The 18,270-nt window shown below is 69.1% G+C and carries 22 protein-coding genes; 9 read left to right on the forward strand and 13 right to left on the reverse strand.

Going from position 1 to position 18,270, the window contains the following annotated elements:
• The first annotated feature begins 134 nt into the window (after nucleotides 1-134).
• From ABIE45_RS10795 to ABIE45_RS10805, 3 genes are read left to right on the forward strand one after another with little or no spacing between them, the layout of a single operon-like run.
• The gene (locus tag ABIE45_RS10795) at nucleotides 135-1,208 is read left to right on the forward strand and encodes an adenylate/guanylate cyclase domain-containing protein (RefSeq protein ID WP_192706718.1); all 1,074 of its coding nucleotides are present in this window, start codon (nucleotides 135-137) and stop codon (nucleotides 1,206-1,208) included.
• Nucleotides 1,208-1,411: a hypothetical protein gene (locus tag ABIE45_RS10800; RefSeq protein ID WP_192706719.1), complete on the forward strand. Its 204-nt coding sequence runs from the start codon at nucleotides 1,208-1,210 to the stop codon at nucleotides 1,409-1,411. The genes ABIE45_RS10795 and ABIE45_RS10800 overlap by 1 nt, the downstream gene beginning before the upstream one ends.
• Nucleotides 1,408-1,890 (forward strand): YaiI/YqxD family protein, encoded by a 483-nt coding sequence (locus ABIE45_RS10805; protein WP_192706720.1) that lies wholly within the window; start codon nucleotides 1,408-1,410, stop codon nucleotides 1,888-1,890. The genes ABIE45_RS10800 and ABIE45_RS10805 overlap by 4 nt, the downstream gene beginning before the upstream one ends.
• Nucleotides 1,891-1,912: 22 nt before the next feature.
• Here the strand turns inward: ABIE45_RS10805 and ABIE45_RS10810 are convergent, their stop codons facing one another.
• From ABIE45_RS10810 to ABIE45_RS10840, 7 genes are all read right to left on the reverse strand, one after another.
• The gene (locus tag ABIE45_RS10810; RefSeq protein ID WP_192706721.1) at nucleotides 1,913-2,179 is read right to left on the reverse strand and encodes a BrnA antitoxin family protein; all 267 of its coding nucleotides are present in this window, start codon (nucleotides 2,177-2,179) and stop codon (nucleotides 1,913-1,915) included.
• A gap of 6 nt (nucleotides 2,180-2,185) precedes the next feature.
• Nucleotides 2,186-2,515, reverse strand: a complete 330-nt coding sequence (locus tag ABIE45_RS10815; RefSeq protein WP_192706722.1) for a hypothetical protein — start codon at nucleotides 2,513-2,515, stop codon at nucleotides 2,186-2,188.
• 294 nt (nucleotides 2,516-2,809) lie between these two features.
• On the reverse strand, nucleotides 2,810-3,808 hold the full coding sequence (locus ABIE45_RS10820; protein WP_192706723.1) for a TonB family protein: 999 nt from the start codon (nucleotides 3,806-3,808) through the stop codon (nucleotides 2,810-2,812).
• Nucleotides 3,809-3,812: 4 nt separating this feature from the next.
• Nucleotides 3,813-4,286 (reverse strand): ExbD/TolR family protein, encoded by a 474-nt coding sequence (locus ABIE45_RS10825; RefSeq protein WP_192706724.1) that lies wholly within the window; start codon nucleotides 4,284-4,286, stop codon nucleotides 3,813-3,815.
• Between the two features lie 55 nt (nucleotides 4,287-4,341).
• Nucleotides 4,342-5,031, reverse strand: a complete 690-nt coding sequence (locus ABIE45_RS10830) for a MotA/TolQ/ExbB proton channel family protein (protein WP_192706725.1) — start codon at nucleotides 5,029-5,031, stop codon at nucleotides 4,342-4,344.
• A 132-nt stretch (nucleotides 5,032-5,163) separates the two neighbouring features.
• Nucleotides 5,164-5,640, reverse strand: coding sequence for a Tat pathway signal protein (locus ABIE45_RS10835; RefSeq protein ID WP_192706726.1), 477 nt, complete (start codon nucleotides 5,638-5,640; stop codon nucleotides 5,164-5,166).
• Nucleotides 5,641-5,716: 76 nt separating this feature from the next.
• Nucleotides 5,717-6,208: a hypothetical protein gene (locus tag ABIE45_RS10840; RefSeq protein ID WP_192706727.1), complete on the reverse strand. Its 492-nt coding sequence runs from the start codon at nucleotides 6,206-6,208 to the stop codon at nucleotides 5,717-5,719.
• A gap of 405 nt (nucleotides 6,209-6,613) precedes the next feature.
• Here ABIE45_RS10840 and ABIE45_RS10845 point away from each other — a divergent pair, with 405 nt between their 5' ends.
• The gene (locus ABIE45_RS10845; protein ID WP_192706728.1) at nucleotides 6,614-7,042 is read left to right on the forward strand and encodes an Hsp20 family protein; all 429 of its coding nucleotides are present in this window, start codon (nucleotides 6,614-6,616) and stop codon (nucleotides 7,040-7,042) included.
• 109 nt (nucleotides 7,043-7,151) lie between these two features.
• Entirely contained in the window at nucleotides 7,152-7,436 is a 285-nt protein-coding gene (locus ABIE45_RS10850) for a DUF1150 domain-containing protein (RefSeq protein WP_192706729.1), read from the forward strand.
• 29 nt (nucleotides 7,437-7,465) lie between these two features.
• Here the strand turns inward: ABIE45_RS10850 and ABIE45_RS10855 are convergent, their stop codons facing one another.
• Nucleotides 7,466-8,233 carry an alpha/beta fold hydrolase gene (locus ABIE45_RS10855; protein ID WP_192706730.1) on the reverse strand — a complete coding sequence of 256 codons (768 nt, stop codon included), beginning with the start codon at nucleotides 8,231-8,233 and terminating at the stop codon, nucleotides 7,466-7,468.
• Nucleotides 8,234-8,376: 143 nt separating this feature from the next.
• On the opposite strand from ABIE45_RS10855, the gene ABIE45_RS10860 reads away from it, so the two are divergent.
• The 3 genes from ABIE45_RS10860 to ABIE45_RS10870 all read left to right on the forward strand — a co-directional run bounded on the left by ABIE45_RS10860 (nucleotide 8,377) and on the right by ABIE45_RS10870 (nucleotide 11,413).
• Nucleotides 8,377-9,627: a glycosyltransferase family 4 protein gene (locus ABIE45_RS10860; RefSeq protein ID WP_373622294.1), complete on the forward strand. Its 1,251-nt coding sequence runs from the start codon at nucleotides 8,377-8,379 to the stop codon at nucleotides 9,625-9,627.
• Between the two features lie 374 nt (nucleotides 9,628-10,001).
• On the forward strand, nucleotides 10,002-10,523 hold the full coding sequence (gene infC, locus ABIE45_RS10865; protein ID WP_238194347.1) for a translation initiation factor IF-3: 522 nt from the start codon (nucleotides 10,002-10,004) through the stop codon (nucleotides 10,521-10,523).
• Between the two features lie 104 nt (nucleotides 10,524-10,627).
• Entirely contained in the window at nucleotides 10,628-11,413 is a 786-nt protein-coding gene (locus ABIE45_RS10870) for a molybdopterin-synthase adenylyltransferase MoeB (protein ID WP_192706732.1), read from the forward strand.
• On the opposite strand, the gene ABIE45_RS10875 is transcribed toward ABIE45_RS10870, so the two are convergent.
• From ABIE45_RS10875 to rpmI, 5 genes are all read right to left on the reverse strand, one after another.
• Complete coding sequence (locus tag ABIE45_RS10875; RefSeq protein ID WP_192706733.1) at nucleotides 11,402-12,283, reverse strand: DUF1186 domain-containing protein; 882 nt, start codon at nucleotides 12,281-12,283, stop codon at nucleotides 11,402-11,404. The two genes, ABIE45_RS10870 and ABIE45_RS10875, sit on opposite strands and share 12 nt — an antisense overlap.
• Nucleotides 12,284-12,292: 9 nt before the next feature.
• A complete protein-coding gene (gene pheT / locus ABIE45_RS10880; RefSeq protein WP_192706734.1) occupies nucleotides 12,293-14,713 on the reverse strand; it encodes a phenylalanine--tRNA ligase subunit beta in 2,421 nt (806 codons plus the stop codon).
• Nucleotides 14,714-14,783: 70 nt separating this feature from the next.
• Complete coding sequence (gene pheS, locus ABIE45_RS10885) at nucleotides 14,784-15,866, reverse strand: phenylalanine--tRNA ligase subunit alpha (protein WP_192706735.1); 1,083 nt, start codon at nucleotides 15,864-15,866, stop codon at nucleotides 14,784-14,786.
• Nucleotides 15,867-16,022: 156 nt separating this feature from the next.
• Nucleotides 16,023-16,400, reverse strand: coding sequence for a 50S ribosomal protein L20 (rplT, locus tag ABIE45_RS10890; RefSeq protein ID WP_192706736.1), 378 nt, complete (start codon nucleotides 16,398-16,400; stop codon nucleotides 16,023-16,025).
• A gap of 51 nt (nucleotides 16,401-16,451) precedes the next feature.
• Nucleotides 16,452-16,655 carry a 50S ribosomal protein L35 gene (gene rpmI / locus ABIE45_RS10895; protein WP_007561407.1) on the reverse strand — a complete coding sequence of 68 codons (204 nt, stop codon included), beginning with the start codon at nucleotides 16,653-16,655 and terminating at the stop codon, nucleotides 16,452-16,454.
• Between the two features lie 469 nt (nucleotides 16,656-17,124).
• Here rpmI and ABIE45_RS10900 point away from each other — a divergent pair, with 469 nt between their 5' ends.
• Nucleotides 17,125-18,255: a glycosyltransferase family 4 protein gene (locus ABIE45_RS10900; protein WP_192706737.1), complete on the forward strand. Its 1,131-nt coding sequence runs from the start codon at nucleotides 17,125-17,127 to the stop codon at nucleotides 18,253-18,255.
• Nucleotides 18,256-18,270 lie beyond the last annotated feature (15 nt).

Below are 18,270 nucleotides of genomic sequence, written 5' to 3' on the forward strand. Positions count from 1 at the left end.
ATGCCCACGGCGCTAAACTTTAGGCCATGGCCTGAAATCGGGCGACGAGGGTCTGCCGCGTCTTCCGGTCCCGCGTCCGCGCGGAGCGTGGTTCGAGGCGCGGTCCATCGGTAGGCCATGCTGGAGATGCGCCGATGCTGCCGGCCCACCGGATGTTCTGGGCGCTGATCCTTCTGGCCTCCGCGGGCGCCGGACTTCTCTACAACGTCATCTTCGCGGCGGGAGCGTCGCCGCTCGCGGGGTTCACCTACGGGCTCTGCACCGGCGCGACGGTGCTGGCCTTCGATCGTGGCCTGATCCTGGCCGGGCTGCAGGCGCGGATCCGGCGCTTCCCGGCATGGCTCTACGTGCCGGCCGCCGAACTCGCCTATGTGCTGATGATCATGGCGGGCAACGCCATCGGTGGGCTGGTTGTCTGGTCCTTCGCCCTCACGCCCGACGATCTGGCCACCGCGACCCGCATGACGGCGCGCGTCCTCGCCTACGCGCTGGCCGTGTCCGGCCTCCTCGTGTTCGTGATCCGGATGCGCGACCTCATCGGCGGCGAGGTGTTCGTGAACTTTATGATCGGCCGCTACCACAAGCCGGTGGCGGAGGAACGGGTCTTCCTGTTCCTCGACGTGGTCGGCTCGACGGCCTTCGCCGAGGCCCACGGCGATCTGAGAGCGCAGGAATATCTCGGTGCCGTCTTCGCGACCCTGGCCGAGCCGGTGCGGCGCAACGGCGGATCCGTCGACGACTATGTCGGGGATCTTGCCATGGTGACCTGGCCGATGGCCCGGGGGCTCAAGGATGCGCGGTGCGTCACGTGTCTGTTCGACGTGCTCGATCGGATCGAGGCGGATGCCGCGGCCTGGAAAGCCCGGTTCGGGACGGTGCCCCAGCTCCGGGCGGCCCTGCACGGCGGCTCCGTGGTCACGGCCGAAGTGGGCGTCGATCGGCACAAGATCGCCTATTTCGGAGACGCCGTGAACGTGACGTCGCGGATCGAAGCCCTGTGCCGCCCACTGGGCGTCGGTATCCTGATCTCGCAGGATCTTCTCGGGCGGCTTCCGCGCCTGCCGGCGGGCGTGCGGGCGCGCTCACTCGGGGCCCATGCCCTGCGTGGCCGCGGCGCGCCGCTGGCCGTGGCGACCCTGGAGCGGGGCCTCGCCGAGACCGTACCGGTCGAGGACTTGGCCGCGCGTCGGGCGGTGGCCGCCCGTTGATGACCCAAGCCGGCGCGAGGCGTTCGACGCTTCTGATCACCGTGAAGATGGCCCTGCGCTTCGGGCTGCCGCTGATCGGGCTGATGGTGTTCGGTCGCGCCATCGTGCTCTCGGTCGGCGGCGACATCGAGCACGGGCAATTCGCCCTCGGAGTCCTGCTGATCCTGGCAGGCTTCGTCTCGAAACTTGTGCCGCGTTCATGAGCGCGGAAAGAGCGACTCCGCCGATCTACCTCGACGGCGACGCCTGTCCGGTAAAGGACGAGACGTACCGGGTGGCCGCGCGTTACGGCCTGACGGTCCACGTCGTTGCCAACAGCGTGCTGAACCTGCCGCGCGAGCCCTGGATCGTGCGCGTCGTCGTCGGCTCCGAACTCGACGCCGCCGACGACTGGATTGCCGCGCGGGCCGGTCCGGGCAGCATCGTGCTGACCGCCGACGTGCCGCTCGCCGCGCGTTGCGTGAAAGCCGGTGCGACGGTCCTCGCCTTCACCGGCAAGCCGTTCAGCGAGGCCTCGATCGGCATGGCGCTCGCGACCCGGGATCTGATGCAATCCCTGCGCGAGGCGGGCGCTATCACCGGCGGACCGAAACCGTTCTCGCGCGCCGATCGGTCGGCGTTCCTGTCGGCGCTCGATCAGGCGGTGAACCGGATTCTCCGGCAGCGTCCGACCGGCGGCTGACGGTGGATAACCGTCGGCGATCCTAGGCGCCGGCGACGAGTGCCTTCAGCGCCTCGTTGATGCGGTCCTGCCAGCCCGGCCCATCCTTCTGGAAATGCGCGAGGACGGTGCTGTCGAGGCGGAGGCTGACGACCTCCCGCGCACCCGGGATCGCGGCGGGGGCTGCGGCCGGCCGCGAAACCGGCTGCGGCGGCGGTGCGGACGGCTTCGGTGTCGTGGCGGCCCGGAAGGCGGCTTCGGCCGCCGCGCGGGGATCGGTGAAGCGGCGGCGGTTGCGATCGTCGGCCATCGGCCTCTAATCCTTCGCGGCCGTCTTCTTCGGCGCTGCCTTCTTGGCTCCGCCTTTACCTGCACTCTTGGCGGCCGCCTTGGCTTCCATCTCGGCGGCTTTCGCCTGCGCGTCCGCGGCCTCCCTGGCGAGCCGAAGGGAGCGCAACCGTACCGTCCGCTCGTCGACCGCCTTGATGGCCGCGTGGTGCTCCGCCATGGCCTGGGCACCTTCGCGGGCCATGCGCTCGGCGCGCTCCGCCCGCTCGATGCGGTTCTCCGCACGCGTCTTCGCTTCGGCTTCCGCGTCGCGAATGGCATTCGCCTCGTCGAGGTCGAACTCGGTCTCGTCGCTCATCCTATCCCTTTCGCCCCGGCTCAGTGTTCCCGGCCGCACCTGCTGCGCGAGACGGTGACTGGGCGGGTCCGGCCTGTTCGAGGGGGGAGGGGCAAGGCCGGATTGATCGCTCCCGCGCAGCGTCATCGGACGCGCACAGGAGCGAGGTCACGAAAGCCTTAGCACGCTCGTCGGTCGGATGGCGAATCTGCGAGGCACGTTCGGTACGTCAGCGCACACTATTCGCCGCGCCAGTGGAAGTCCTACGCAGTCCAACGAGCCGGATCACGCTCGCGCAGCGTTGTGCGGGAGAGTTTAGCGCACGCGGAAGTTGAGAGGGATCGACACCGACAGGCTCGACTGGGTCACGCCGGGCGGTGCCGGCGGCAGAGAGCCGCGAACGGCCGAGAGTGCGGCGCTATCGATCTGACCAACCCCGCTGGATCGCGCGAGACCGGCTCCCGTAACCTGGCCTGAGCGCATGACCGTGAACCGGACCACCGCCGTTCCGCCGCTCGTGCCGTTGGCGGCACCCGCATTCATGCGCCCGTGGATCGCCGAACTGATCGCGCCCGTCCATTGGCGCAGCGCGCTCGGATCGTTGCCGGCCGCCGCACGGCCGGCCGCGTTCTGGCGCGATGCCGAGGCCGAGTCGCGGGCTTCGGCGCCCTGCTGAGCCTTGGCTTGACGCGCCTTCGCCTCGCGCGCGGCCTTCGCCTTCGCTTCACGGATCTCCTCGAGCCGCTCCTGCCGGGCCTCCTCGCGCTTCTGCTCGCGGATCTTCTCCTCGCGGATCTTCCGCAGCTTCGCCTCGCGCTCGGCCTTGAGCTTGGCGGGATCGGGCTTCGGCTTGGGCGGCTCCTCGGTCTTGGCCACCTCGGTCGGGGGTGCAGCCAGCGGCTCGGCCGCCTCGGAGGTCGAGGTGATGACATGGTTCTGGGCTTCCACCGGCTCGGCGGCAGGCGGCGGTTCGACGGCCGGGGTCTCCTCGGGCTTCACTTCCGCCATCTCGGCGGGCGGCGGCGGCTGTACCGCCTCGTCGGGCGGCAGCTCGACCGGCTTCGTCTCCGGTGGCGCGGCCTGGCTCATCTGCTGCTCCGCCGGGGCTTCGGTTGCCGCGTCGGTCATGACCGGTGCCAAGTCGACGGTGATCTGCTGCTCACCGGGAGGGGCAGGCGGCGAGAGCCGGAGGAACATGACCGCGGCCAGCACCAGGGCATGCAGGATCAGGGCGACGAGGAAGGCGGCGACCAGCCCGGACGGGCGGCGCTCGCCGAGACCGGCCGGCAGATCCGTCGACGTAAAGGTGCTCATCGGGTCAGCGGGCAGTCCCTGCGGGCGCGGCCGGGGCCGCGGGGGCCGCTCCGCCCGGCGATTGGGCGATCAGCGACACCTTGGTGAAGCCGGCTTGGCCGACGAGGCCCATCACCTCCATGACCTTGCCGTAGGGGACGTCGCGGTCGCCGCGGACCAGGATGACCTGGTCCTTGTCGGCGGCCGCCATCTCACGCAGGCGCGGCACGATGCTGTCCATCGTGAACACCTCTTTGGCGATCGACGGATTGCCGTCCTTATCGACGGTGACCTCCTGCGGCTTCTTCGACTGCGCCACCTTGGGAGCCGCCGTCTTCGGCAGCTGAACCGGCACCCCGGTGGTCATCAGCGGGGCGGCGACCATGAAGATGATCAGCAGGACGAGCATCACGTCGACCATCGGGGTCACGTTGATGTCGGACATCGGCGCGTCGTCGAGATCGTCGTCGTCGCTCGCGCGAATGGATCCCATCGCCATCGGGGCGTCTCCGGTTCGGTTACGTTCGGCCCGTACGGGCAGGCGCGCGGAGGAGTTACTCGGCGGCGGCGCGGTGCGCGCCGGCGCGGTCGCGCGCGAGGCGGTTCCCGAGCACAGAGATGTAGGATCCGAAGGTGCTCTGGACGCCGCCGATGTCAGCCGACAACTTGTTGTAGGCCATCACGGCCGGGATCGCGACGACAAGGCCGATCGCGGTCGCGAACAGCGCCTCCGCGATGCCCGGCGCGACCACGGCGAGCGACGTGTCCTGGCTGCGGGCGATGGACGAGAACGAGTTCATGATGCCCCAGACCGTGCCGAACAGACCCACGAACGGCGCCGTCGAGCCTGAGGTCGCCAGCAGCGACAGGCCGGTCCGCAGGCGCTTCACCTCGAGGGTGAGCGCGCCCTTCATGGCCCGCTCGATCCGCTCGCGACGCTCCGCGCGGGTCTCGGACGAGTCCTGATCGCGCCATGCATCGATCGCGGCCTTCACCACGTGGCCCGCGATGCCCCGGTGGTCGCCGTCCAGGCTCCCACCGGAGCGCACCAGCGTCGCGAAGGCCTTCGCCTGACGCCGGGCGGCGGAAAGGCGGATCACCTTCTCGAACACGACGGTCCAGCAAGCGATCGAGGCGATGACCAGAAGGATCATCACACCCTTCACGATCGGGTCGGCCTGAAGGAACAGGCCGAGGAACGAGAAGTCGTGGGCCGCCTCGATCGGGGCTTGTGTCGGGTCCATCGCGGGCTCCTGGCGTTCTGATCTCACGCGGTCTCGTGCCGCATCCGTCGCATTGTGCGGCGAAAGCCGCTCGCCGCCCGGCGGCGCGCGCTGCAGGGCGGTTTGGTCTCGTCGGCCCTCAAGCCACCCGCATCAGCGGTCGAAGGGGAGGCCGGCCTTGGTCTCTGTCTCGGTTCGTTCGAGGCAAGCTTCGCGGGCGGAATCGCCGCCGTCGCAAGCCAGAACGTCGTTGAGGAGGATCCGGCCGACCTTGTTGCAGGCGATGCCGGGGAAATCGAAGATCTTGACGGTGGTCTTGCGGGGTGGAAGCGGTCCGAGTTCAACGGCCACACGCTTTTGCGCGACGCCTTCCGTGTCGAAGGCGAAGAGGTCGACCTTGTAGGACTTCAGGGCGGTGCCTTTGGTGTTGTCGATCACCATGGTGATCCGGCAGGCCTCACCGGCCGTCTCGACCTTGTTGAGCTGAAGCTTGAGCGGCACCGCCTTCTCGGACCCGTCCTGCGCGAGCGCCGAGACGACGAGGAGCGCCGAGAGCGCGAAGCAGGCGGCCGTGTCGAGGGCGATGCGCCCGATACGGCGACGGTACAGGGGAATGCTCAAGGCAAGCACCGAACGGATTTCCTCTTCCTCTTCAGCCCAGCCACGCGGCACGCCGCCCGACCGGTGTCCTTCAACGAGAAGCAGCTCAATGGAAGACCACGCCGCCGGGTCTGGCCGCCGGCGCGAGGCGCTCGGCCGCCGCATCCAGCGGTCCGACCGCCGCACGGACCGCTGCGACGAGGCGCGGCGCGGTCTCACGCCCGGTGATCGCCGCCGCTGCCTCCTCGAGATCCGCCCAGAGCCGCTGTCGTCCCCGGTTGATCAGGTTCACCAACGCGCATTCATGCCCGGTCACCCGGCAGCAGCTCGCCGGCATGAACGACCAATCGTCATCCCGCTCCGCCCGCAGCGCACGGATGATCGCCACCACGCAGGCGACGAACCGGCAGCCCTCCGCGGGGCCGAGCAGCTGCTCGGCCCCGTCGAAGGCGGCATTCCAGCAGGCCACATCGCTGGTCATGTAGCCGGCGGCCACGAAGCGGGCCACCGACAACGCCAGGATGTCGGCCTCATCACCGCACACGTCCGCGACGCGCCGCATCACCGCATGATCCGCCGGGGTCGAGGGCGCGCTCATGGGCTTCGATGCCTCGCGTGGCAGGGTGTTGCAGGAGATCCGTGTACGACGGACGGTGATCAGCCGCGGCAGTATCCATCAGCGCCGCTGGGATCAAGGCCTGGCGAGAAAATCAGAGCAGTTCCAAACTGTTACCGGAAAGCGTGGCCGTTTCGGATATTGCCTAAGCTTCCCAATTAGATGTGCCTAAATCTCCCAGTTGCTGCCATCCCGGCCGCTTGACCGACAAAAGGTCGGCCTCCCTTGATGGCTCGCAAGGCCTCGGCCATATCTCTGCCTTGCCGAGGCGTCCTGCCCGGCGGAGCGCTGCCCCGTGCGGGCTCCCTATCGCCGAGGTGCTCAACGTTCCCCGGGGCGCGGCAAGTCCCGGAGTGCGGAGGCCTCGCTCTCTGGATGACGGCCGCGATGACCCGATCCTCGCCCTTCGGGCACCCGTTCCTGCTCGGCTTCGACGAGATCGAGCAGGCGCTCGACCGGGTTTCCAAGGCCGCCAACGATGGCTATCCGCCCTACAATATCGAGCGTCTGCCCCGCACGGAGAGCGAGCCCGAGCGCCTGCGCATCACGCTGGCCGTGGCCGGGTTCACCCGGGAGCAGCTCGACGTGATGCTGGAGGAGAGCCAGCTGGTGGTTCGCGGTCGGCAGGTGGACGAGCGCGAGCGCCATTTCCTCCATCGCGGCATTGCGGCGCGCCAGTTCCAGCGGGCCTTTCTCCTGGCCGACGGCATGGAGGTTCTGGGGGCAGACCTCGCCAACGGCCTTCTGTCCATCGACCTCGTGCGTCCGGAGCCCGACCGCATCGTGCGGAAGATCGATATCGGCTCCCGCGGCTGAGACAGATCGACCGTCCGATTGATTGGCCGGCGACAATCCCCACATCAGATCCGATCCGCCGGTGCCTCTCGGACCGACGGTGGACGCTCTGCCACCCAGGAGGGCATTGATGACTGACCTGAACCCGTCGCCCCTGACCCCCGCCGATCTCGACCCGGCCGATTTCCAGCCGGCCGATCTCGCTGCGCTAGGCGAGGGGCACATCGCCTACGTTCGGCCGATCCGGTCCGACGAGGTGCGTCGCTTCTTCCCCCAGGCCCCGGAACTGACACCCGGCCTGGATCTGTTCGCCCTGCTCTCGGCGAGCGGCGCGCCGATCATGCTCGCCGACTCGCGGGATGTCGTGCTGGCCAACGCCTTCGCGCACGACCTGCAGCCTGTCAGCCTCCACTGACCCGCGTGCAGACCCGATGAGGGTCCGGATCAGCCGATTTCGGCCACCGCCGCGATGAGCCGCGCAATGTCCTGCGGCCGCGATAGGCGGTGGTCGCCGTCGGCGATCAGCGTGGCAACCGTGCCTTCTGCCGGCAGCCGCCCCAGAATCTTAAGGGCGTGCGTATAGGGCACATCGGTGTCGCGCATGCCCTGAAGGATATGGATCGGGCAGGCGGGATCGAGCGGCCGATCGAGCAGGCAGTTCCGGCGGCCATCCTCGATGAGATTCAGGGTGATGGGGTCCGGTTCCGGCGCGTAATCGCTGGGCCGCCGCAGGACGCCATCCCGAACCAGCATCATGCGGGCGGCTTCGCTCAGGCGATCCCAGATCAGATCCTCGGTGAAGTCCAAGGCGGGCGCGATCAGCACCATCCCGGCCGTCTTCGCGCCCTGTGCCGCGCGTTCGCGCGCCGCGAGGCAGGCAATCCAGCCGCCCATCGACGAGCCGACCAGGATCGGCGGCGCATCGACATAGGCCGCGAGCACAGCCTGCGCGTCCTCGAGCCACGACGAGATGGTGCAATCCGCGAAGGTGCCGCTCGAGGCTCCGTGGGCGGCATAGTCGAATCGAACCAGCTTGCGCCCCGCCTGATTTGACCACTCGTCGAGGGCGGTCGCCTTCGTGGCGGTCATGTCCGAACGAAAACCGCCGAGCCAGACGACCGGCGGCCCCGCGCCGTCGCGCACGCGGACCGCGATGCGGCGCATGGCGCTGCCGGTACCGACGGTGATGAATGCGGGGTCGGTTTCGGTCATCGTATTCTCCGATAACTCCGTCTGGGAGCGGACGAAGTCCTTCCTTGACCGAGTCGGTTTCAATCTCCGTTTACCGGACCGTAAAGCGCGGCGTTGATGCTGGAGCAATGGCAGCGAGCATTTGGCAGATACCGGCCGGGGGCATGCGCGTCCTCGCCGAGGGACCGCGAATGGGCGACGAGGGCCGGGGTCTGTCGGGCTTTCCGACGGAGGTCGGCGTCCTCGCCGGAGCGCGGATCCTGCAGATCATCCCGGAACTGGACGCCGGCGGCGCGGAGCGGACGACCGTCGACGTCGCGGCTGCCCTGGCGGCCGTCGGCGCGCGCGCCCTGGTCGCGACCGAGGGCGGCCGGCTGATCGGAGAGCTGCAGGCGAAGGGTGGGCACTGGCACCAGTTCCCCGCGGCGTCGAAGAACCCGATTGGGATGGCCGTGAACGTGCTGCGGCTCATGGCGCTCTGCCGCCGGGAGCGGGTACAGATCATCCATGCCCGCTCGCGGGCTCCGGCCTGGGTCGCGCTGGGTGCGGCGCGTCGCCTTGGACTGCCCTTCGTCACCACCTATCACGGCAGTTATTCCGGCCGGACCGGCGTAAAGGTGCTGTACAATTCCGTCATGGCCCGCGGCGATGTGGTGATCGCCAATTCGCACTACACGGCGGCGCTGATCAACCAGCTTCACGCCGAGCAGGCCGGCGATCGCGTCCGGGTCATCCATCGCGGAACGGATCTGGCCACCTTCAATCCGGTGGCCGTCGGCACGGCCCGCGTCGAGGCCCTGCGCCGCGCCTGGAACGTGGCACCGCACGAGCGGGTGATCCTTCTGGCAGCCCGGTTGACCGCCTGGAAGGGGCATCGCGTCCTGATCGAGGCGGTTGCGCAGATGCGCGATCGCGGCGTCCCGGACATTGCCGTCGTGCTGGCCGGCGACCCGCAGGGCCGCGCCGCCTACGAGCGCGAGCTCGATGCGCTGATCGCGGCCCGAAATCTGGGCGGTCTCGTCCGCAGGGTCGGCCATTGCACCGACATGCCGGCGGCCTACCGGGCCGCCTCGGTGGTTGCCGTCCCATCCGTCGAGCCCGAAGCCTTCGGGCGCTCCGCCGTCGAGGCGCAGGCGCTCGGGGCGCCGGTGGTCGTCTCGGATCTCGGAGCCGTCCCTGAGACGGTTCTGGCCCCGCCGGACGTACCCGCCGGCCAGCGCACCGGCTGGCGCGTACCCCCCGGAGATGCCGCTGCGCTGGCGGCGGCGCTCACGGAAGTCCTGTCGCTCGGCGCAAGCGCCCGTGATGCGCTGGCGCGGAGGAGCCGCGCGCATGTCGAGGCCAACTTTTCGCTCGAACGGATGGCTGGCGACACGCTCGCGGTCTACGCGGAGCTGCTCGGACGCGGCCGGTAAGCGGTGCGTCAGCTTGTGCCCGAAGTCGCGACGCGCGGGGACCGATAAGTCGGACCGCCGAGCGAAATCTCCGATCTTGGAGAGCGCCTGTTACCGCCACGCCGTCACTCCCGGCACTGATCTGAGAGTACACGAAGGCGAGCGCCTCGAACGTCCGCGACGCCCCACCGGCGGTCACCGGTCGTGACGTTACAGCCGGTTATTATTGCGCGCTGTCATGGTAGGCCGTTGACTCTGGCCGCGCTTCCCCCAACGTAGTATGTCCGGATGAGACCGGAACGGCTGGCGGTCAGGAGATTCTCTCGGGGGTCGTCTGGTCCGCCGTTTCGTCGTTGCAGCAGGAGACCTAAGCCATTCGTAGACCGATGAGAGCCATGCCGGCCCCGCAGAAGGACGGGCCGCGCGCCAACCGCGACATTCGCGGGGTGCGGGAAGTGCAGCTGATTGACGATACCGGGCAGAACCGCGGCGTCGTCCCCTTCTTCGACGCCCTCAATCTGGCTGAGGAAGTCGGCCTGGATCTCGTGGAGATTGCGCCGAACTCCGTGCCGCCCGTCTGCAAGCTGCTCGATTACGGGCGCTTCCGCTTCAACGAGCAGAAGAAGCAGAACGAGGCGCGCAAGCGGCAGAAGACGGTCGAGGTCAAGGAGATCAAGCTCCGCCCCGGCATCGACAAGCACGATTACGACACCAAGATGAAGTCGGTGCACCGCTTCTTCGAGGAGGGCGACAAGGTCAAGGTGACCCTGCGCTTCCGCGGTCGTGAGATGGCTCACCAGGATATCGGTCTGCGCCTCCTGGAGCGCGTGAAGCACGAGACGGCCGAGATCGCCAAGGTCGAGAGCGAGCCGATGCTCGAAGGCCGGCAGATGATCATGATCCTCGCGCCGCGCTGAGCGGCACGAATCCAGGAACTTGAGATCCACGCCGCCTCTTCACCGGGGCGGCGTTGTCTTTTTCAGCGCTTCCGATCGGCGGCGCCGCGGATTATGGGCAGCCTATGGCCCTCGCTTCCGATGAGATCGAACGCTACGCCCGCCACCTGGTCCTCGCCGAGGTCGGCGGTCCCGGTCAGGCCCGGATCAAGGCCGCGCGGATCCTGGTCATCGGGGCAGGCGGGCTCGGCGCGCCGCTGATCCAGTACCTCGCTGCCGCCGGAATCGGCACGATCGGCGTCGTCGACGACGACACGGTCTCGCTCTCCAATCTCCAGCGGCAGGTGATCCACGGCACCCCGGATCTCGGCCGGCCGAAGGTCGAGAGCGCGGCCGACGCGGTCGCGCGCCTCAACCCGCACGTGACCGTGGTCTCGCATCCGTTCCGGATCGACGCGGATAACGCGGTTGACCTGATCGCCAGGTACGACCTCGTCGCCGACGGGTCCGACAATTTCGCTACGCGCTACGCGGTCTCGGACGCCTGCTTTCGGGCGCGGCGCCCGCTGGTCACGGCGGCGCTGGGCCGCTTCGACGGCACGCTGACCACGATCCGGGCGCACGAGACCGGACCGGACGGTGTTCCGAACCCGACCTACCGCTGCCTCTTCCCGAACCCGCCGCCGCCCGGCAGCGTGCCCGCTTGCGCGGAGGCCGGCGTGCTGGGCGCGCTCGCGGGTGTCATGGGCTCGCTGATGGCCATGGAGGTGCTGCGCGCCGTGGCGGGCTTCGGCGAGCCCCTCGTCGGGCGCCTCCTGATGGTCGACGCCCGCGCCATGCGGTTCGAGACGCTGAGCTATAGTTGGGATCCCGAGAACCCGCTTAGCGGAACGGCCGCGTCAGCGGCCTAGCGGCTCCGGCGGCATCCAGGGCCCCTCCGCCTCCACCTTGCCGAGGCAGCATTTCTTGAACTTCTTGCCCGAGCCGCAGGGGCACGGATCGTTGCGGCCGACATCCTTGAACGGGTTGCGCTGCGGCTCGCCTGCGCCTTCCTCGGTCCAGTCGAGGGCTTCGACCGGATCGTCGAGGTAGCCGTACTGGTAGGGACCGAGCCGGTCCCGGTCTTCCGGCTTCGTCTCCGCCTTGCGCAGGGCCTCCTTGAACCAGTCGGCGTCGCTGACCTCGTCGGTCAGCCGTCCGTCGGCGCGGGCCGCCGCCGCGCGGGGCGCGAGGTCCCGGAAGCCGAGATGCGCGATCGTCTCTTCCCATCCGACCCAGGCGGGACCGTCCTCCACGGCGGCCTGCGCATCGTCGAACCGGACCAGCAGGTCGTGCATCGCGGCCCGGTCGATCCGCCCCTCCAGCGTCAGGAAGGTGCAGGCGCACATCAGCGCCATACGCGCATGATCGTCCACCGTGCTGTCCAAGATCAGCCGGAACAGCGGCTGCGGATCGCCGTCGAACAGGCTCGCCACGACCTTTGCGAGGGTTGCCGTGACGGCATCGCCGAGCACGGCGTCCAAAGTCTCCTCGTCGTGCCGGAGCAGCCTGAGGAGCGGCGCCAGGGCGCGCGTGTTCCGGGCTTGGGCCATGACGTGCAAGCCCCAGAACAGGAGGTTCGTCTCCTCCGGAGCCAGCTCGCGCCCGTCGGCGGCCGCCTCCAGCAGCGGCAGCGTCGCCTCCGCGACGGCGGCTGGATGGTTGAGGGCCTCCCGCAACGCCGCCTTCGGCCGGTATTCGGCCGCCGCGAGGTCGGCGATGAGCAGGGCAATCCGGTCCATGGCGATGCCTCAGGCCCGGAGGGTCGCGCCCGTCCGGCGGGTGACCTCGGCGACGATCTTGGCGCTCACCGCCTCGATTTCCGCGTCAGTCAGGGTCCGCTCGGAGGGCTGGAGGCGCACCGCGATCGCCACCGATTTGGCGCCGTCCGGCACGCCCGGCCCCTCGTAGAGATCGAAAACGTCAACGCCCGTCACGAGCTTGCGCTCGGCGTTCTGGGCGGCCTTGACGATGTCGCCCGCCGGCACGTCGCGGCCGACCACGAAGGCGAAGTCGCGCGACAGCGGCTGGAACTCCGACAGCGCCAGGGCGGCCTTGGCCTTGGTGGGCTTGTGTTTGGGCAGGGGCAGGGCGTCGAGGACGATCTCGAAGGCCACGAGGGTCCCCTTCAGGTCGAGTGCCTGCAGCGTCCGCGGATGCACCTCGCCGAACCAGCCGATCTCGGTCTTCGGGCCGAAGCGCAGCGTGCCCGAGCGGCCGGGATGCAGCCAGGACGGGCCGCCCGCCGTGATCTGGAGGCCGCCCGTCGGCACGCCGAGGCTGCCGAGCAGGGCGAGGGCATCCGCCTTGGCGTCGAAGGCGTCGACGGTCGCGGCTTTGCCGTCCCAGTGCCGCCCGGCGCCGGCCAGGGTCGCGCCGCCGCGGCGGACCGCCGCCGCGCGGATGGTCTGGCCCTCAGGCTCGTCGGAAGCGAAGCACTGGCCGACCTCGAACAGGGCGGCGTCCGGGTAGCCGCGGTCGGCGTTGCGCTGGGCCGCGCGCAGGAGGCCCGGCACCAGGCTCGGCCGCATGTCGGACAGCTCAGAGGCGATCGGGTTGGCCAGCACGAGGTCGGCTCCGCCGCCGCCGAACAGGACGGCATCGTCGTGCGGCACGAACGACCACGTGACCGCCTCCATGAGGCCGCGGCTCGCCAGGGCGCGCTTGGCCAGGCGGGTCCGCTTCTGCATCACGGTGAGCAGCGGGCGGCCGATCCCGGCGAGCGGCGGCAGGGGCTTGGCCTCGATCCGATCGAGCCCGGCGATGCGCACGACCTCCTCCACGAGGTCGGCCTTGCCCTCGACATCGGGCCGCCAGGACGGGGGCAGCACCGTCACCCGGTCCCCGGTGCCGGAGATATGGAAGCCCAGCGTCTCGAGGATCTGCTGCATCTCGGCGCGCGGCACGTCCAGGCCGGCGAGGCGGCGGACCTCGGTCCAGGGGAAGTCGATGTTGCGCTCGGATTTGGGCGCTTCGCCGGCGATCCGCGCCTCGGTCGGCGTGCCGCCGCAGAGATCGACCACGAGCCGCGTCGCGAGGTCGAGGCCGGGGAGCGCGAAGGCCGGGTCGACGCCCCGCTCGAAGCGGTAGCGCGCGTCGGTGATGATGCCGAGGCGGCGGCCCGACTGGGCGATGTTGGTCGGGTCCCACAGGGCCGACTCGATCAGCACGTCCGTGGTCCCGGCGTCGCAGCCGGACGCCTCGCCGCCCATGATGCCGGCAATTGATTCGACGCCGTTCGCGTCGGCGATCACCACCGTGTCGTCGGTGAGGGCGTGGGTCCGGCCGTCGAGGGCGCGCAGGCTCTCGCCGTCGCGTGCCCGCCGCACGGTCAGCGTGCCGGCGACCTTGGCGGCGTCGAAGACGTGCAACGGCCGGCCGCGATCGAAGGTGACGTAGTTGGTGATGTCGACGAGACTGTTGATTGGGCGCAGGCCGATGGCGCGCAGGCGTGCCTGCATCCAGGCCGGCGACGGGCCGTTCTTGACGCCGCGCACCAGGCGCAGGGCGAAGAGAGGGGCGAGGTGCCGGTCGGCCGGCGCGAAGTCCAGCTCGACCTCGACCGGGCAGGGACCCTCACCGCGCACGCCCGGCAGCGTCGCCCGCTTGAGCGTGCCGAGGCCGGCGGCCGCGAGGTCGCGGGCGATGCCGTGGACCGAGGTGCAGTCCGGCCGGTTCGGCGTCAGGTTGATCTCGACGACCGGATCGTCGAGTCCGGCATAGAGGGCGTAGGCCTGGCCGACCGGCGCGTCGGTCGGGAGCTCCAGGATGCCGTCATGGTCGTCGCCGAGCCCGAGCTCGGCGCCCGAGCACAGCATGCCGAGACTCTCGACGCCGCGGATCGTGCCCACCGACAGGGTGATGTTCTTGCCCGGGACGTAGGTGCCGGGCGGCGCGAAGACCGAGACGAGGTCGGCCCGGGCGTTCGGGGCGCCGCAGACCACCTGCACGGGCGCGCCCGCGCCGGTGTCGACCGTGCAGACCCGGAGACGGTCGGCGTTCGGGTGCTGCTCGGCCGTGAGAATCCGGGCGATCACGTAGGGCTTGAGCGCGGCGGCCTTGTCCTCGACGCCCTCCACCTCCAGGCCGATCCGCGTGAGCGTCTCGGCAACGGTGTCGAGGGAGGCCTCGGTGTCGAGGTGGTCCTTGAGCCAGGAGAGGGTGAATTTCATGATGGACCTTCGAGAGCCCGGTATCGGCTCGACCGTCGGAGGAACAGAATCGCGGTGACGCCGGGGCGGCTCAGCCGGTGAGGCCGCCCACGAGGCTCGGCACGTCGAGCGGGCGGAAGCCGTAATGGTCGAGCCAGCGGACGTCGGCCTCGAAGAACGGCCGAAGGTCCGGCATGCCGTATTTCAGCATGGCGATGCGGTCGATGCCGACGCCGAAGGCGAAGCCCTGCACGGCGTCCGGGTCGAGCCCGCAATTGCGCAGCACGTTCGGGTGGACCATCCCGCAGCCCAGGATCTCCAGCCAATCGTCGCCCTCGCCGAAGCGGATCTCGCCGCCTTTGCGCGAGCACTGGATGTCGACCTCCGCCGAAGGCTCGGTGAAGGGGAAGAAGGACGGGCGGAAGCGCATCTTTACGCCCTCCACCTCGAAGAACGCCTTGCAGAATTCCTCCAGCACCCATTTCAGGTTGGCGATGTTGGCGTTCGTGTCGATCACCAGTCCCTCGACCTGGTGGAACATCGGCGTGTGGGTCTGGTCGGAGTCGTGCCGGTAGGTCCGCCCCGGGATGATCACGCGGATCGGCGGCGTCTGCGCCCGCATGGTCCGCACCTGAACGGGCGAGGTGTGGGTGCGCAGCACCTTGCGTTTCCCGTCCCGGTCGGGGGCCAGGAAGAAGGTGTCGTGCATCTCGCGGGCCGGATGGCCGGGCGGGAAGTTGAGGGCCGTGAAGTTCAGCTCGTCCGTCTCGATGTCCGGACCCTCGGCGACTGCGAAGCCCATGTCGGCGAAGATCGCGGTGATCTCGTCGATGACCTGGGAGATCGGGTGGATCCGGCCGCGCACCTCAGGGGCCTCGCGGACCGGCAGGGTCACGTCGACGCGCTCGGAGGCGAGGCGGGCCTCCAGGGCGGCCTCGGCCAGTTCGGTCTTGCGCGCCGTGACGGCGCCCTGGACCCGGTCGCGCAGGCCGTTGATCAGGGGCCCGCGCTCCTTGCGCTCGTCCGGCGTCATCGCGCCGAGAGTCTTCAGCAGATCCGAGACGCTGCCCTTCTTGCCAAGCGCGGCGACGCGGACCGCGTCGAGGGCCGCCTCGTCGGACGCCGCGCCCACCTGGGCCAGGAGATCGCGTTCGAGGGTGTCGAGATCGGTCATCGCTGTCTTCGAGCAGGGTTGGCGGAGTCGGCCGTCGGGCCGTGCTCTCGCGCGTTAGGCGCCCGGGCGCAAGCGCGGGGCGCGGGACCTCGTAAACGACGAAGGCGCGGCTCCCTGGGGAGCCGCGCCTTCCGTCCGTCTCACCTCAGGCCTGGATCAGGCCGCCTTGGCGGTGTTCTGCGGCAGCGCGGCCTTCGCCTTCTCGACGACGGCGGCGAAGCTCGCCGGCTCGTGGATCGCGAGCTCGGACAGCGCCTTGCGGTCGACGATGATGCCGGACTTGGCCAGGCCGTCGATGAAGCGCGAGTAGGTCAGGCCGTGCTCGCGGACCGCCGCGTTGAGGCGCTGGATCCAGAGCGCGCGGAACGTGCGCTTCTTGTTCTTGCGGTCGCGGTAGGCATACTGCATGCCCTTCTCGACCGCCTGCTTGGCGATGCGGATCGTATTCTTGCGCCGGCCGTAATAGCCCTTGGCGGCCTTCAGAACTTTCTTGTGCTTCGCGTGACTGGTCACGCCGCGCTTGACGCGGGCCATCGGTTATCTCCTGGATTCGACGAAAGACAGTGGCAACGGGTGTTGAAGGACTTACCGCGCGTTCGGCAGGAAGTACTTCTTCACGTTGGCGGCATCGCCCTCGAACAGGGTCGTCGTGCCGCGCAGGTTGCGGATCTGCTTGGTCGTCCGCTTGATCATCCCGTGGCGCTTGCCGGCCTGGGCATACATCACCTTGCCGGTGCCGGTGATCTTGAAGCGCTTCTTCGCGCCCGATTTCGTCTTCAACTTGGGCATTTGGCTCTCCGTTGCGCGAAATGATCTCTGCCCGATCCGGGAGGATCGGATGAGGTTCGCGCGCTGATGCTTCTGGTGGAGCAGCACGAGCCGCCACGGCAGCCCTATCGGCCGGGCGGTTCGACGCGGGGCGGCTTATGACAGAAAGCTGACGCGGCGGCAACGGCCGTGGGGCGCCGTGACGGGTGGGGCACTCAGACGGCCATGAAGGTCTGTGCCGTCATTCCGGGCCCTGTTGCGCAGTCCTGGAATGACGGAGTGGTCGCTGGGGCCGCCTCGGGGTGGGTCGGCGCGCACGCCACCCCATCTGATTCGGGGGAATTCGGGGACAGCTTGCGCGCTGCACAAAACGATGCGCGACAGCGGGCAGCGCCAGGAACCATAACCTTGGCCGTCCGTTTCATTCATGTCCCGCTCAGGCCAACAGGGTTAGACCCCCCGTCAAATTCGGCCAACCAGGAGACACTTCGTGCGCATTGCCCAGATCGCTCCGTTGTCGGAGGCCGTCCCTCCGAAGTTCTACGGCGGCACCGAGCGCGTCGTCAGCTGGATTACAGAAGAACTGGTCCGCCAGGGCCACGAAGTCACGCTGTTCGCCAGCGGTGACTCCGAGACGTCTGCAAAGCTCGCCGCCTGCACGCCGGAGGGGCTGCGCCTGCTCGGGTACCGGGATCACACCGCCAGCCACCTGGCGATGCTGCATCAGGTGCACCGCCGCGCGCACGAGTTCGACATCCTGCACTTCCACATCGACCTGCTTCAGTATCCGATGTTCGAGGATCTGAATCACAAGTGCATCACCACGATGCACGGTCGGCTCGACGTGCCGGACTTCATGCCGGTCTACCGCACCTTCACGGGCATGCCGCTGGTCTCGATCTCCGACAATCAGCGCCTGCCGATGCCGCCGACCTCCAACTGGCTGGCGACGATCCATCACGGCCTGCCGGCCGAGAATTGCCCGTACTACCCGGACGCAAAGGGCGGCTATCTCGCCTTCCTCGGCCGGATCTCGCCCGAGAAACGGCCCGACCGCGCGATCGAGATGGCGATCCGCTCCGGCACGCCCCTCAAGATCGCCGCCAAGGTCGACAAGGCCGACCAGGATTACTGGGACGAGGTCATCGAGCCGATGATTCATCACCCGCTGGTCGAGTACATCGGCGAGATCAACGAGGAGCAGAAGAAGGACTTCCTCGGCAACGCCCTGGCGCTCGCCTTCCCGATCGACTGGCCGGAGCCCTTCGGTCTCGTGATGATCGAGGCGATGTCGGCCGGCACCCCGGTGATCGCGTTCCGCAACGGCTCTGTGCCGGAGGTGATCAAGGACGGCGTCGGCGGCGTGCTCTGCGATAACATGGACGATGCCGTGGCGGCGGTCGCCAAGGTCAAGGCCATGAGCCGCGCCGGCGTGCGCCGCCACTTCGAGAGCGCCTTCACCGCCGAGTGCATGGTCAAGAAGTACGTCGCCGCCTACGAGGACCTGCTCGCCCGCGGCGCCGACGTGATCAAGCTGCCGAAGTCCGGCTTCAAGCCGCAATTCGGTGAGGTCAACGGCTCCGCGCGCCCGGCGATCCCGGTCGCCGCCATGCCGGCCTGAACCCCGGCACCGGGC

Source organism: Methylobacterium sp. OAE515, from assembly GCF_041806315.1.
Taxonomy (GTDB): domain Bacteria; phylum Pseudomonadota; class Alphaproteobacteria; order Rhizobiales; family Beijerinckiaceae; genus Methylobacterium; species Methylobacterium tardum.